This window comes from Sphaerisporangium sp. NPDC088356 (genome assembly GCF_040685555.1).
In the GTDB taxonomy this organism is placed as follows: domain Bacteria; phylum Actinomycetota; class Actinomycetes; order Streptosporangiales; family Streptosporangiaceae; genus Sphaerisporangium.
In genome coordinates this window covers 24572-39365 of sequence record NZ_JBFBIK010000032.1, presented here as the reverse complement: position 1 = coordinate 39365, position 14794 = coordinate 24572, and the positions used below count along the sequence as shown (strand labels likewise).

General features: G+C 68.9%; 13 protein-coding genes. 8 read left to right on the top strand and 5 right to left on the bottom strand.

Annotated features, from left to right (window positions below; genetic code table 11):
* Positions 1–68: 68 nt before the first annotated feature.
* The 3 genes from AB0O34_RS14830 to AB0O34_RS14820 are packed head-to-tail and all read right to left on the bottom strand — an operon-like array spanning position 69 to position 2658.
* On the bottom strand, positions 69–755 hold the full coding sequence (locus AB0O34_RS14830) for a neutral zinc metallopeptidase (protein WP_363915882.1): 687 nt from the start codon (positions 753–755) through the stop codon (positions 69–71).
* A gap of 45 nt (positions 756–800) precedes the next feature.
* Positions 801–1433: a response regulator transcription factor gene (locus AB0O34_RS14825; RefSeq protein WP_363915881.1), complete on the bottom strand. Its 633-nt coding sequence runs from the start codon at positions 1431–1433 to the stop codon at positions 801–803.
* A 37-nt stretch (positions 1434–1470) separates the two neighbouring features.
* Positions 1471–2658 (bottom strand): PspC domain-containing protein, encoded by a 1188-nt coding sequence (locus tag AB0O34_RS14820; RefSeq protein ID WP_363915880.1) that lies wholly within the window; start codon positions 2656–2658, stop codon positions 1471–1473.
* 202 nt (positions 2659–2860) lie between these two features.
* Here AB0O34_RS14820 and AB0O34_RS14815 point away from each other — a divergent pair, with 202 nt between their 5' ends.
* The 6 genes from AB0O34_RS14815 (at position 2861) to AB0O34_RS14790 (ending at position 9393) form a co-directional block, all read left to right on the top strand.
* The gene (locus AB0O34_RS14815; protein WP_363915879.1) at positions 2861–4447 is read left to right on the top strand and encodes a PspC domain-containing protein; all 1587 of its coding nucleotides are present in this window, start codon (positions 2861–2863) and stop codon (positions 4445–4447) included.
* Entirely contained in the window at positions 4437–4613 is a 177-nt protein-coding gene (locus AB0O34_RS14810) for a hypothetical protein (protein ID WP_363915878.1), read from the top strand. Before AB0O34_RS14815 ends, AB0O34_RS14810 begins: the two co-directional genes overlap by 11 nt.
* A 230-nt stretch (positions 4614–4843) precedes the next feature.
* Positions 4844–5296, top strand: a complete 453-nt coding sequence (locus tag AB0O34_RS14805) for a nuclear transport factor 2 family protein (protein WP_363915877.1) — start codon at positions 4844–4846, stop codon at positions 5294–5296.
* Between the two features lie 208 nt (positions 5297–5504).
* On the top strand, positions 5505–5993 hold the full coding sequence (locus AB0O34_RS14800; RefSeq protein ID WP_363915876.1) for a (2Fe-2S)-binding protein: 489 nt from the start codon (positions 5505–5507) through the stop codon (positions 5991–5993).
* A gap of 50 nt (positions 5994–6043) precedes the next feature.
* Complete coding sequence (locus tag AB0O34_RS14795) at positions 6044–8395, top strand: xanthine dehydrogenase family protein molybdopterin-binding subunit (RefSeq protein WP_363915910.1); 2352 nt, start codon at positions 6044–6046, stop codon at positions 8393–8395.
* The gene (locus AB0O34_RS14790) at positions 8392–9393 is read left to right on the top strand and encodes a xanthine dehydrogenase family protein subunit M (protein WP_363915875.1); all 1002 of its coding nucleotides are present in this window, start codon (positions 8392–8394) and stop codon (positions 9391–9393) included. The genes AB0O34_RS14795 and AB0O34_RS14790 overlap by 4 nt, the downstream gene beginning before the upstream one ends.
* A gap of 5 nt (positions 9394–9398) precedes the next feature.
* Here AB0O34_RS14790 and AB0O34_RS14785 read toward each other — a convergent pair whose 3' ends face one another.
* Both AB0O34_RS14785 and AB0O34_RS14780 read right to left on the bottom strand, forming a co-directional pair.
* Positions 9399–10640, bottom strand: a complete 1242-nt coding sequence (locus tag AB0O34_RS14785; RefSeq protein WP_363915874.1) for an ATP-binding protein — start codon at positions 10638–10640, stop codon at positions 9399–9401.
* Positions 10641–11000: 360 nt separating this feature from the next.
* Entirely contained in the window at positions 11001–12632 is a 1632-nt protein-coding gene (locus tag AB0O34_RS14780) for a hypothetical protein (protein ID WP_363915873.1), read from the bottom strand.
* A gap of 262 nt (positions 12633–12894) precedes the next feature.
* On the opposite strand from AB0O34_RS14780, the gene AB0O34_RS14775 reads away from it, so the two are divergent.
* Both AB0O34_RS14775 and AB0O34_RS14770 read left to right on the top strand, forming a co-directional pair.
* Positions 12895–13431, top strand: a complete 537-nt coding sequence (locus tag AB0O34_RS14775) for an ATP-binding protein (protein ID WP_363915872.1) — start codon at positions 12895–12897, stop codon at positions 13429–13431.
* 134 nt (positions 13432–13565) lie between these two features.
* Positions 13566–14603: an SRPBCC domain-containing protein gene (locus AB0O34_RS14770; protein WP_363915871.1), complete on the top strand. Its 1038-nt coding sequence runs from the start codon at positions 13566–13568 to the stop codon at positions 14601–14603.
* Positions 14604–14794 lie beyond the last annotated feature (191 nt).

Here is a 14794-nt window from a genome sequence, read left to right as displayed (position 1 = left end):
TGCGCCGTGACGGCACATCCATCTGGCGGTGTATCCGGGAATTTCGCCCGTCCCCGTCTCGGCGTATGTCAGCATGCGTCGACGCCGGTGTTGAAGCCCCCGGCGAACGCCTGCTGGCGCTGGATCGGGGTGCCGTGGGCGTCCTCACGCCACCACGCCTCGCTCGGGTCCCCCGCCGCGGCGAGGTTGGTGAGCAGCTCCGCGTCATCGCCGCTCTCGGCCTCCAGCATCTTGGAGTCGATCATGCCCCGGAGCGCGCCACCGGCGTAGCAGTCGGCCTGGAGCTCCCGCTGGATGCTCAGGCCGAAGTCGCGCATGAGCTGGGCCTGGACGGCGTGGCCGACCTCGTGAGGGATGATCACGTACACCGCCCCGTCGCCCATCTTGTCGTAGAGCGAGCGCATCCACGCCTCGTCGTACGCGATGAAGTGCCCGACCGGGCAGTAGAAGGCGTTCTCGGGCACGGAGGGCTGGCCGCCGCAGGCGGGGCCGTTCTCCCCGGAGTACGGCACGAAATCCTGCAGGGGGCGGTATGCGCGGCCCGTGGCCTCGAACTTCCGCTGCCAGTAGCGCTCGGTGAAGGTCCGCGCGAGCTGGACGTCCTCCTCGAACGTCTGCCCGAGGGCCTGGGGCGACCGGGAGGCCTCGGGCCGTGGGCTCGGCGCGGAGAACTGGTCCTTCCAGAAGTCCACGGACGAGCAGCCGGCCGCCAGCACGGCCGCGAGGAGGATCGGCAGAAGCGCGCGAGTGGTCACACGACCAATCTTGGCCGACCCGTCACGCACCCGCGTGGGCATTGCTCAGACGAGACGCCGGGCGGTGGCCCAGCGCGACAGCTCGTGACGGTTGGAGAGCTGGAGTTTGCGCAGGACGGAGGAGACGTGGGTCTCCACCGTCTTCACCGAGATGAAGAGCTCCTTCGCGATCTCCTTGTACGCGTAGCCCCGCGCGATCAGCCGTAGCACCTCGCGCTCGCGCGTCGTCAGGGAGTCGAGCTCGGGATCGATGGAGGGCGCCTCGGTGGAGGCGAAGGCATCCAGCACGAACCCGGCCAGGCGCGGCGAGAACACCGCGTCGCCCTCCGAGACCCGCACGATCGCGTCGGTCAGCTCGCGGCCGCTGATCGTCTTGGTGACGTACCCGCGGGCGCCGCCGCGGATGACGCCGATCACGTCCTCGGCCGCGTCGGAGACCGACAGCGCCAGGAACCGGACGGAGGACCCCGAGCCGAGCACCCGGCGCAGCACCTCCTGGCCGCCACCCCCGGGCATGTGGACGTCGAGCAGGATCACGTCGGGCTTGAGCGACTCGATGGCCGCCACCGCGGACTCGACGTCCTCGGCCTCACCGACCACCTCGATCTGGGAGCCCAGCTCGGCGCGCACTCCCGACCGGAAGAGCCGGTGGTCGTCCACGATCAGTACCTTGACCATACTCACGGCTCCCTCGAACACCGGGCCAGATCGTGGATCACGACTGCTCCCGCTTCATCGTCAGCATTACTTCGGTTCCCTCGCCCGGTCCAGTCTTGATGCGGGCGCTGCCGCCGTGACGCTCCATCCGGCCGATGATCGACTGGCGGATGCCCATGCGGTCGTCGGGAACGTCCTCCATATTGAAGCCCTTGCCGCGATCCCTGACGAACACGGTGATCTCGCCCGCCTCCACCTCGGCGTAGACGGAGATCACCGGCGCCTCGGCGTACTTGGCGGCGTTGACCATGGCCTGCCGCGCGGCGTGCAACATCGCGCGGAGCCCGTCGTCCAGGTCGCAGTCGCCCACGCACACGATCTCGATGGGGACGCCGTGCTCGTCCTCGATCTCGGCGGCCACGCGGCGCACGGCGGCGGCGATGGAGGCGTCGGCGTCCGCCTTGGGCTGGTAGAGCCAGTTGCGAAGCTCGCGCTCCTGCGACCGGGCCAGCCGCGTGACCTCGAACGGGTCGCCCGCGTTGCGCTGGATCAGCGTGAGGGTGTGCAGCACCGAGTCGTGGACGTGCGCGGCCATCTCGGCGCGCTCCTCCTGGCGGATGCGCTCGCGGCGCTCCTTCTGGAGCTCCTTCCACAGGCCGGCGAGCCAGGGAGCCATGATCAGGGCGATGCCCCCGACGACGACGGCGGTGAACACCAGCCCCGGACCGGCGTCGGCGAGCTTGCCCTGGGCTGCCAGGAACCCGATCGCGCCGATGACCACCAGAAGCAGCCCAAGCGCGGTGCGGATCCACGACCGCCGCACCTGCCGTACCGCGTCGGTCATCCAGCGCTGGCGCCGGCCGGGCTCGGCCTGCTGCCAGAGGATCAGGGTGCCGATGCCGCCCACGGCGATCGACCAGGTGCCGATGCCTCCTGTGGAAGCGCCCGTGAGCCAGCCGAAGGCCGTAAGGGCCATCCCGAGCACGCCGTACGCGGCGACCTGCCCCCAGTCGCGGCCGGGCGGCTCCCCTTCGTACTGCTCACGCGGCGTGAACATCCACAGCGCGGCGTACGCGAGGAGGCCCAGCCCGTCCAGGACGCTGAGCAGCACGAAGGCCAGCCGCAGCACGACCGGGTCGAGCCTCAGCTGGGCGGCGGCGCCTTGGGCGACGCCCGCGACGAGCCGGCCTCGCATCGGCCGGACCATGCGCGGGTACGCCTCGGGAATGGTGGGGGTCTCAGACATCTCCCGAGCATCGTCACACGTGAAAGGGTGTTCACGCATCAGGGCGCTCCCTGACTCCTGCCCTGATGGCTCGGGGACGAGTCAGGGGTCTCCCGGATGGTGAGCGGGGTGGGTTCGCGGCCACGATGGAGCCATGACCGAAGCAGGCATTCCCGACACGACGCTGGAGCCAGGTAGCTTCCCATCTGTGGATGAGGAGCGCGTGCTCAAGCGTAGTGACGACGGGCGCATGCTCACGGGGGTGTGCGCCGGGCTCGGCCGCTACACGGGGATGGATCCGGTGATCTTCCGCGTGGGCTTCGCCGCCCTCGTCGTGGGCTCCGGCATCGGCATCATGCTGTACGTCGCGGCGTTCCTGCTGATGAGGAGCCCGAACGGCGGCCCCGGATACGCCGAGCAGTGGAGCCGCAGGGTCTTCGAGACCGAGACCGTGATGGCCTTGCTGGCCGCGGTCTTCGCGGTGGGCCTGATCATCAACCTGGCGGCCGACGGCATCAGCACCGCGACGGTCGTCGTGGGCACGCTGCTGGCGATCGCCCTCCTGGCGGCGCACGCCCGGGGCGTCGATCTGCTGGCCCTGACCAGGAGCCTGCCTGAGCGCCTTCGGGGGAAGCGGGGCACGCGGCCGGTCCCGGAGCAGTGGGCGAACGCTCCAGTGGGCGGCGCTCCGTTCTCGCCGCCGCCCGCCTCGCCCTACACCTCGTCGTTCGCCGCGCCGCCCGCCGGTACGGCCTCACCCGCCTCGCCCGCGGACACGGTGACCGACGCGGTCCCGAGTTCCGGCGCGGTGGCCGACACCGTTCCACCCGCCGGCCCTGTTCCGCCCGCTGACGCGGTCCTGAGTGCGGACGCGATCCCGAGTGCCGACGCGAGGCCCACCGTGGGGCAGGAGTACCGCCGCCTGTCGGACCTGGCCCGGGAGGCGCGCGACGCCGCAACCGACACGCCCGCGCCCGCTCGCATGGCCCCGCCTCCCGCCGCGCCGGCGAGTCCGGTGGCACCGGCTTCGTCGCGGTACGGGCCCGTGCGACTCGGCGGCGCGGGGTTCGACTCCTCAGGCGAGCCGTTCGCGCCGCGCGGCCCCTACAGCAGGTACACCCCGCCCTCGCCGTACGAGCCGCACGACTGGGGTTACGGCAGAGGGGTCACCGGCCCCGTATGGCCGGACCGCCCGAAGCGGCCGAAGTCCTTCATCGGCGCGCTCACCATGTTCGTCGCGCTCGTGGTCGGAGGGATCATGGTGGCCACGCAGTCGTCCTCCAGCACGTTCAACCTGCCCCTGGTAGGCGGGGTCGTACTCATCACGATCGGCGCGGGGCTGCTGGTCGCGACCTGGTTCGGCCGGGGCGCGGGCCTGGTGGCGACCGGCACGATCATGTCTCTTCTCCTGGTGGCGGGGTCGACGGTGAACGGTATTCCGAAGAAGATCGGCAGCTATACCTGGGAGCCGGTCGACAGCTCGCAGGCCGTGCGCTCGTACTCGGTGGGCATCGGCGACGGCACTCTCGACCTTCGGGAGACCAAGCTCGCCCCCGGGTCGCGCACGCGGTTCGACGCCTCGGTGTCGATCGGAGAGCTCAAGATCATCGTGCCGCGCACGGCCCGCGTCGAGGTGTTCGGCTACACGAGGCTGGGTGACGTGAAGATCGAGCACACGGTGCAGGGCGGCGCCGACGTCCACCACAACAGGGTGCTCGAACCCGACGTCACCTCCTCCGGCACCGTGCCGGTCATCGAGTTGCACATCAAGGCCGGCATCGGCGACGTGGAGGTGCACCGTGCGGCATAAGACCGACTGGCTGTCGCTGCTCGCCGGTCTGCTGTTCATCGGCATCGGCATCCGCTACCTGACCGCGCCCGCGCCCGACACGCTGATCATGGCGCTGATCCTGGTCTTCGGGCTCGGCTTCGCCGGCTTCGTCGGCATCATCGCCAAAGCGGTGCGCAAGCGCTGACCCTAACCGGATCCAGGCCGCGAGCGCGATGGATGGACGGATGTCCGAGCCCTCGGCCCGGGCCAGGCCCGAGATCCCTTCCGCGTCGGCCCTTCTGCGGGCGCGGCGCATGCTGGTCATCGGATGCCCCGACGGCCGGGGGCGGAGCCCTCACCGCTCAACCCGCCGGTTGAGGAGGTTTGGGCCTCCCCCGAGTCCGGTATCGACCGAGTCCAGGGGGAGGACTACTGATGGCATCTCTGACACCGCCGTTCACGGACGAGACCGCGCCGATGAAGGTCCAGGCGGCCGAGGACGCGTGGAACACGTGTGACCCGCACCACGTGGCCCTCGCGTACACCCCGGACTCCGTCTGGCGTAACCGGTCGGAGTTCGTGACCGGGAGGGACCAGATCAACGAGTTCCTCACCCGCAAGTGGTCCAGGGAGCTCGACTACGCGCTGCGCAAGGAGCTGTGGGCGTTCACCGGCGACCGCATCGCCGTGCGCTTCCAGTACGAATGCCACGACGCGAGCGGGCAGTGGTGGCGGAGCTACGGCAACGAGCTGTGGGAGTTCGACGAGAACGGCCTGATGCGGCGCCGTGAGGCCAGCATCAACGACCTGCCGATCGACGAGAACGAGCGCCGGATCTTCGGCCCCCGCCCTGCGGAGCAGTACGGCCGGCCGTTCCCCCTCACCTGAGGCCGTCCGAGAGGGTTTTACCGGCACGGGGGTTGACCCGGGATATCAGGAGCGTACTTTCGCATTTGTCGGTTCTCACCATCCACTCCACTCACCGTTGGTGCGCTAACCACTCTCATCCTCATTACGCGGAAAGGTCACCTCCAGCGAGGTTCGCACTGGTCAGCGCACGGCAACAGAACAACCAGCCTGCGCGTCTGGAGGGCCAATGACCCGGATCACCGTCACCGTCGACGGCGTCAAGTACGAGGAGGAGGTGGAGCCACGCCTGCTCCTCGTCCATCTCCTGCGTGATCGGCTGGGAAAGACCGGCACGCCGATCGGCTGTGACACCAGCAACTGCGGCGCCTGCACGGTCATGCTGGACGGCAGGAGCGTGAAGAGCTGCTCCGTCCTCGCCGTCCAGGCTGACGAGGGGGACGTCCTCACCGTCGAGGGGCTGGCTTCCGGTGGCCGATGGCATCCGATGCAGCAGGCCTTCCACGAGGAACACGCGCTGCAGTGCGGCTACTGCACCCCCGGCATGATCATGGCGGCCATCGACCTGCTGAAGGACGATCCCGACCCCTCCGACGAGGCGATCCGCGAGGGGCTGGAGGGCAACCTCTGCCGGTGCACCGGCTACTGCAACATCGTCCGCGCCGTACGGCGGGGCGCGCAGACCATGAGCGGCGAAGAAGTGGTGAGCGGCCGATGACCGAGGAACTCGACGCCGGTTTCGTGGCGCGGCAGATCGCCGAGAGCGACATGCTCAGCGAGCCCGCCCCCGGCAAGCACGAGGTCGGCTCGGCACGCCGGCGCAAGGAGGACGCGCGGCTGGTCACCGGGCGCACCCAGTGGACCGACAACATCCAGCTCCCCGGCATGCTGTACGTGGCGTTCCTGCGCAGCCCGATGGCGCACGCCCGTATCACCCGCGTGGACCCCTCCGCGGCCCTGAGCAGGCCCGGGGTCGTCGCGGCGTTCAGCGGCCGGGACCTCGCGGACGAGCAGGGCAGCCTGCCGTGCGCCTGGCCCGTCACCGAGGACATCGTCATCCCCGACCACCCGCCGATGGCGGTGGACGAGGTCCGGTACCCCGGGGAGGCGGTGGCCTGCGTCGTCGCGACCGACCGGTACAAGGCGAGCGACGCGCTCGAAGCCATCGAGATCGACTACGAGCCCCTGCCCGCCGTGCTCGACATGACCGAGGCCCTGAAGGAGGGCGGCCCCAAGGTCCACGAGGAGGGCAACCGGGCGTTCGTCTGGAAGTTCGCGCAGGGCGACATCGAGGCGGCGTTCCGCGACGCACCCGTGGTCGTCGAGCGCACGTTCGTCCAGCAGCGGCTCATCCCGTCGGCGATGGAGCCAAGGGCGGTGGTGGCGCAGACCGACGGCGACTCCTTCACGCTGCACTCGGCCACGCAGATCCCGCACATCCTGCGGATCATGCTCGCCCAGGTGACGGGGATCCCCGAGCACAAGCTCCGCGTGATCGCGCCCGACGTGGGCGGCGGGTTCGGCTCCAAGCTGCAGGTCACCGCCGAGGAGGTGCTGCTGCTCCTGCTCACGAGGCGGCTCGGCAAGCCGGTCAAGTGGACCGAGTCGCGCTCGGAGGGCAACCTGACGGTGCACCACGGTCGTGACCAGCTCCAGCGCGTCTCCGTGGCCGCCGACGCCGAGGGCCACATCAAGGGCCTGCGGGTCGACCTCCTGGCCGACATGGGCGCCTACCTGATGCTGGTCACGCCCGGCATCCCGATCCTCGGCGCGTTCATGTACAACGGCATCTACAAGATGGACGCCTACGACTTCACCTGCACGGGCGTGTTCACCACCAAGATGCCGACCGACGCCTACCGCGGCGCGGGCCGCCCCGAGGCGACGTTCGCCATCGAGCGGCTCATGGACGAGCTGGCCGCCGAGCTGTCCCTCGACCCCATCGAGATCAGGCGGCGCAACTGGATCGCCCACGAGGAGTTCCCGTACACCACGATCGCCAACCTGACCTACGACTCGGGGAACTACGAGGCCGCGACCGACAAGGCCCTGTCGCTGTTCGGCTACGACAAGCTGAGAGCCGAACAGTCCGACCGGCGTGACCGGGGCGACCCCGTCCAGCTCGGCATCGGCGTCTCCACCTTCACCGAGATGTGCGGCCTCGCGCCCAGCCGGGTGCTCGGCTCGCTCAGCTACGGCGCGGGCGGGTGGGAGCACGCGTCCGTACGCATGCTGCCGACCGGCAAGGTGGAGGTCGTCACGGGCACCAGCCCGCACGGGCAGGGCCACGAGACCGCCTGGAGCCAGATCGTCGCCGACGCGCTCAGCGTGCCCTTCGAGGACGTCTCGGTCCTGCACGGCGACACCTCGATCTCCCACAAGGGCATGGACACCTACGGCTCCCGCTCGCTGGTGGTCGGCGGCGTCGCCGTGCTCCAGGCCTGCGACAAGGTCAGGGAGAAGGCCAAGGTCATCGCCGCCCATCTGCTGGAGGCGTCTCCGGACGACATGGAGTTCGCCGGAGGCTCGTTCAAGGTACGCGGAACCGAGGCGGGCAGGACCATCCAGGAGGTCGCGCTGGCGGTGTTCGCCGCCCATGACCTCCCCGACGGCGTCGAGGCGAGCCTGGACTCCGACGCCACCTACGACCCGGACAACTTCTCGTTCCCGCACGGGACGCACCTGTGCGCGGTCGAGGTCGACACCGAGACCGGGGCCACGAAGATCAGGTCGTACGTCGCGGTGGACGACGTGGGCAAGGTGGTCAATCCGCTCATCGTGGAGGGACAGGTCCACGGCGGCCTCGCCCAGGGCATCGCCCAGGCGCTGTTCGAGGAGGCCGTCTACGACACCGAGGGCAACCTGCTCACCACGACGATGGCGGACTACCTGCTGCCGTCGGCGTCCGACCTGCCCGACTTCGTCACCGACAGGACCGAGACGGCGGCCACCTCCAACCCGCTCGGCGTCAAGGGCGTCGGCGAGGCGGGGACGATCGCTTCGACGCCCGCCGTAGTCAACGCGATCGTCGACGCGCTCCGCCCGTACGGCGTGAACGACGTGCGAATGCCGTGCAGCCCCGAACGAGTGTGGCGAGCGATCCAGGGAGGCACCTCATGATCCCCGCTTCCTTCGACTATGTCCGGCCGTCGTCGCTCGGTGAGGCCGTACAGGTCCTCGCGGACTTCGGCGAGGAGGCCAAGGTGCTCTCCGGAGGGCAGTCGCTGCTGCCGCTGCTCCGGCTGCGGCTGGCCTACCCGAGCCTGCTCGTCGACGTCGCGCGGCTGGAGGAGCTGCGCGGCATCCGCGACGAGGACGGCCACGTCCGCATCGGGGCCGCCACCACGCACGACGAGGTGGTCCGCTCGCCGCTCGTCAACGCCGAGTGCCCGCTCGTGGCGCTGACCACCGCGACCGTCGCCGACCCGGCCGTACGGCACCGGGGCACGTTCGGCGGCTCGCTGGCCCACGCCGACCCGGCCGGCGACCTGCCCGCCGTGGCCGTCGCGCTGGACATGGAGTTCGTGATCCACTCCTCGTCCGGGGAGCGGGTCGTGGCGGCGCGGGACTTCTTCGTCGACTACCTGGAGACGGCTCTCGAACCGGGCGAGATCCTCACCGCGATCCGGGTGCCCAAGCTGGGTGAGGGCTGGGGCTTCCACTACGAGAAGTTCCACCGCACCGCCCAGGCCTGGGCGATCGTCGGCGTCGCGGCGGCCGTACGCGTCTCCGGCGGGACGAACGGCGCCCTCCGCCGCATCGAGGAGGCCCGCGTGGGCCTCACCAACATGGGACCCACCCCCGTGCGGGCCACTCAGGTCGAGTCGGCGGTCGCCGGCGCCGAAGTGAACGGCTCCCACGGCCTGTACGGCTCCATGGCCAACGGCTCGGCCGGTGCGAGCGGCTCGGGGAAGGTCAACGGCTCCGGCTCGGGGGCGTACAGCACCTCAGGCGCGCACGGCGGGTCGAGTGGCGGGGACGCCGTGCGGCAGGCCGCCGCCAAGGCCGACCAGGACACCTCACCCTCCGGCGACCTCCACGCGGCCCCCGACTACCGCAGGCACCTGGCCAGAGTCCTCACCCACCGCGCCCTCCTGTCGGCCGCGACGACCATCTAGCCCATTCACTCGGCTGGAGCGGCCGTGGTCCACAATGCGGAGATAGGCAGACATGTCAGGCCGTCGCCGAAGCTCAGTGACTCTATGCCGCAGTAGAGAACAAACCCGGCACGAAACCGTGGACCGAGCCGCCGTTGCAGGAGCTTCAGGCCGCGAAAGTCGTCTGCCCGCACCGTTTCCGCCGCCTTGACTTCGATGCCAACGATCTGGCCGGCGTTGTCTTCGAGTACCCCGTCCACCTCGTACTGGTCGCGGTCGCGGTAGTGGTACAGCCGCGCGGGTGTCTTGGACCAGGTGAGTTGGCGGGCCAATTCGCTCAGCACGAAATTCTCCATCAGACCGCCGAACGGCGCGTCGGTGGCGGCCCCCGCGGTCAGATAGTTGGCGAGGCCGGAGTCAATGAAGATGACCTTGGGGGTCGCGACGGCCCGAGTCGTCAGGTTCGATGACCAGGCCGATATCAGCCGTACAAGATAGATCGTCTCCAGGATGTCGATATAGCTGCGGACGGTTGGCGCCGAGACGCTCAAATCAGAGGCGAGACGGTTGATGTTGAGTAGTCCGCTTGTCTGGGCAGCCAACAGCGAGATGAGCCTGCGCATATCGCCGGCCTTCTCGATGTCTGCGACCTGCTTGACGTCACGGCTCAGCAGATCCGCGACGTAACCCTCGTAAAACCGCTGCCGCCGGCGCGGAGTCTCTCGGCGCGATGCTTCCGGATAACCTCCCCGAGCCATCCTCGCGAGATAATCCTTACGTCGCAGTGTCGATGGTTCGCCACGCACATCAGCGCCCAGAGCGAAGGCCGCGTCAACGAAACCGTCGAAGGCACCATCGATCTCACCTTGGGACAATGGCCAAAGTTCGACGGTCTCGGAGCGGCCGGGCAATGTGTCCGGCAGGCTCCGCAACGCGAGCAGTCGGGCGGATACGGTCAGCAAGAACCGACCGGGGCGTGGCTCACGGTCGACCAGATGCTTGATCGCCAGCCATAGGTCAGGCACTCGCTGCACTTCGTCGATGAGCATCAAGCCATCGTGGCGGACGAACCGGACCGGATCTTCGATCGCAGCCGCCCGGGTGACCGGATCATCGAGGAACCGCGCCACCCCGTTCGACCCCTGCCTCAAGACGAGCTCCGCCAAGGTGCTCTTGCCCACCTGGCGAGCCCCGTTGACGACAACGACCCGCGTGTCAGCCAGCGCCTCTGTGATCAGGTCGGCTGCCCGCCTGGGAACGTAGTCCATCGCGTTACGCACCGGTCGATTATAGCGGCTGCTTTAGATTTGCCGAAGGAGTACCTTTCGATCTGCCGTAACACGATCTTTATTTCTGCCGAACTATCCTACTTCGATCTGCCGAACCCTTGACCCCTACCGATCCACCATTGCCTCCTCGCCGGCGGGTGAGGTGGCGCAGCAGGCGGAGGGCGGGGACGCCGTCCCGGGCGACGAGAGCTGAACAGCCTGTCGCGGATCGTCTCCAGCACCAGCTTGAGCTGATGTCGACGCGCTGGCGGACCTCTGCCTTCACGGTGAAGAGGCGCGAGGACAGTAGGGCTCTGGAGGATGCCCGGCGACACATGACGCTGTCGGAGGACTGAGCCGCTACGCCGGGATTCCTGGTGTGACCCCGAGTGCGCGAAGCTTCTCGTCCAGGTCGCGTACGTAGGTGTTCGTGGCCCACGGCTGGAGGTCTCGCCGGGCCGTACGGAGGCTGTGGACGAGGCGGGCCGAGCTGTGCTGGGTCGCGATCATTGCGGCGTCGCCCAACTGGCGAGCGGCCTCGGCGATCTCGCGTTTCTGGGTCAGGGCGCTCCCATACTCCACAAGCACAAAGCCGCGCTCCCGGACGAAGCTTCCATCAAGCACGGCAAGTGCTAGCTCCAGCGCTTTGACAGCTTCAGCCGTCCGCTTGAGCGTAACGAGACAGTAGAGCGAATGGCGTTGAATCAATGCGGGGGTGCACCAGTACAGGTGCGCGGGATCAGCTTCGTTGCGGGGTCTACCGGCGATGCCGTATGCACGATCAAGCGCTTGCAAGCTGGCATCGCCGTTCCCTACGTCCGCGAGTACTCGCGCGCGAACCAGAGCTGACGCTGCGTGCTGAAGCGGGCTGGCGCTGCTCTTGAGCCACCCCTGAGCGGCGAAGATGTGGTCGAGCGCCTTGGAACGCTGACCTTGGAAACAGGCGATATCTGCCAGAAGACCATGCATGTGTGCGAGGAGGGTCGCATCCTCCAACTGGTGAGCGGCTTGCAGGCCGTCTTCGTATCGGCTGACGGCACCCGCATAGTCCAACACGTCGTAGTGAAGCCAGCCGCCCAGATGTGACACCGCCCAGTAGGCCCGGAGAAGGCGGTCGCGTAGGACAGGCGTGAGGGATTCGCGGTGCAGGAGCCGACCGACCAGATCACGTTGGGCGTCCGCGATGGGAAGCAGCCTCCGTGGGCCGAGCGATTCATCAAGCTGCCAGCAGTGGGCGATCAGTTTTTCGATGGCGGTTACCGTCTGGGCGTCTACGCGGCCCGATCCCTGTACGGCTTGCGCGAGCCGTACCTCCTCGTCGGCGGTGAGGTGGCGCAGCAGACGAAGGGCGGGGACGCCGCCGAGGGCCAAGGCAAGATCGAAGAGCAGTTCGCGTCGCTTCACATCGGCCTCCTCGGCGGTGAGGGCTCGGAACAGGGCGGCACAGTCCCCGGGCCGTACCCCAGACGTCGCGACGGAGGTGCGCACCGGCCAGGCTCCAGCGGTCGATTCCATGCTCGCATGGGATATCTCGGGCATGGCAGCCCTGAGGCGGATGCGCTGGCAGGGATCAAGGTGACGATAGTCGGCCGCGTCGATCAGCTCACGTTCGTACGAGCCGTAGGTGCTGTAGGTCTGGTCGGTGACCAGACGGCGGGCCGTTGTCTGGTAGATCCGGGCCAGCAGATCGAGCACACGCGGCGAAGGACGACGCCTGCCCTCGGGCCACCCCTCCAAGTCGTACAAACGAGCGGTACGCATTGAGGCCGTACCCGCAGGATCCAGATCGTTGAAGGCCGCCACCACCTGAGCGGCGGTCAACCCATGGGCATACCGATGCAGCAGCAACGGGCTGTCATCAAGATCGAGGCCAAGCACGTCGGCGACCTGGTCGTAGGTGAACCCCTTAGCCCGCAGGGCCTCACTGCGCTTCCGGCAGGTGAGCAAGACGCGGTGCCCCTCGGTCATATCCGCCCCTTCGACGATGGTCAACGCGAACGCGTGTTCGTCATACGCTCACCATCCTAGTCGCGGAGCGTATGCACACAGTTACGAACTCGGAGAGCCGTGGAGTCAAAGCGGAGCGCGCGCAAGGGTCGTCGGCGGGCCTTCGGAACGAGAGTGACCAGGCACAACGATTGACGGCAGGCGTCCTACCGCAGGCTGTCGCGGGGATGGGGGACGGCTACGGCGCCGGGCGAAAGTACTCCTCGGCGCGGGGTGGTCCCGCGATGACCGCAAGGAGGTGGCCGCCATGGCCGATCCCATCGTCGACATCACGGCCCTCCCCCGTACCCAGCGGGAGGGGGCTTCAGGCGACTGCGTCGTTCCCAGCGGGAAGATGGTGTGGCGCCGGGCGTTCACCGGGCTCGCCGAGGAGGCGCCCAAAGCCCGTGACTTCGTGCGCTGCCTGCTGGCCGGCACCCGCTGGGCGGACGACGCCGAGTTCGCCGCCGCCGAACTCGTCAACAACTCGCTGTTGCACAGCCGCTCGGGCAGGCCCGGCGGCTACTTCGTCGTCGAGATCACCCGCCGGCCTCGGCGCGTACGCGTCGGCGTGTACGACCTGGGCGGCGGCGGTGTGCCCGATCTCAAGCACCTGCCACGGGAAGAGCCCATGGACGGCTTGTCGGACGAGGTGCTCCGCGAGCATGGCCGTGGTCTCGATGCCGTCATGAGGCTGGCCTCGGTGGTGGGCTGCCGAGGCAACCCGGCCACCGGCCACCTCGTGTGGGCTCTGTTCGCCGACATCACACCGAGTGGGCGCCGGAAAGTCACTGAACCCCTGTAAGAGATTCGCATGACCCTGGCGTGAGGGGTACGAGAGTAGAAAGAGCACCTCGAGCGGTCATAATGTCGCAAGAGCGACAAGGGCCGTCCTGCCGTCCACGCGGCGGGCCGTCACCCTGGAAGAGGAGCGGGTCGATGACGATGCGATTCGAGCACGAGTTCACGGTCCCCGTGCCGATCGAGCAGGCGTGGTCGGTGCTTCTCGATGTCGAGCGGGTGGCTCCCTGCCTGCCGGGGGCGACCCTCGACACCGTGGACGGCGACGCCCTCACCGGCCGGATGAAGGTCAAGGTGGGTCCGATCACGGTGACCTACCGGGGCCAGGCGTCCTTCGAGTCGGTCGACAAGGACGCGCACGCCCTCAGCATCAAGGCGTCGGGCAAGGAGGCGCGCGGCACGGGCACCGCCAGTGCGATCGTCAACGCGGCGCTGACCGGCGAGGGGGTGCGGACCAAGGTCACCGTCGAGACCTCGTTCAACGTGACGGGCCGTCCGGCGCAGTTCGGGCGCGGGGTGATGGCGGAGGTCGGGGCCAAGCTGATCGACCGGTTCGCCGCCAACCTCGCCACGTTACTACGCGAGACGCCCGAGGAGCTGACCGCGACCGCCGTGTCCGAGGGGGCCGTCCCTCCGCTCTCGGAGGAGCCCGCCGCCACCCCGTTCAACCAGTCCGCCGCCAGCCCCCTTGGCGAACCGGCCACACTGGAGCTGGTCGAGCCGATCCCGACCGGCGAGCCTGTCCTTGGTGGCGCGCCTCTACATAGCGGCGAAACCTCGCCGGCGGGCGAGCCCGTAGGGACCGACCGGCCCATAGAGCCAGTAGAGACTGAGCCCGTGAAGGCAGACCGGCCCGTAGAAGCGGTGCGGCCGGTAGCGACGGCGCAGGCGGGTGAGCCCGTACAGGCCGACCAGCCCGACCAGCCCGCGCAGCCCGAGCGGCACCTCACGGCGGTGCCGGACTCCTACGACGCGCCGTACGCCGAGGAGGCGGCCGGGCGGGAGGCACATCCCGCCGGGACGGCACGCACGTCGAGGACCGCCGACGAGGAGGCGCTCGACCTGCTGGAGATCGCCGGCATCCCGCTGCTCAAGCGCGTCGCCCCCGTGGTCGCCGGTCTCTCCCTCGTGATCCTCATCGCCTGGCTGGTACGACGCGTCGTGACGCGCCGGTAACCCCGGGGACGACGCACGCGCACACGCCCGTACCCGCCCGGACGGTTTCGCATGGCGGCACGGGGCGTTGACGATAAGTGATTCGGGTGGTGATATCACCCCTGGCCGCGGCGATAAGCGCAAAAGTCGGGCAAGAGGAGGTCAGCACTCCCCCGAGACGGGCGGCATGACTACCCCGCCTGGGCATACCG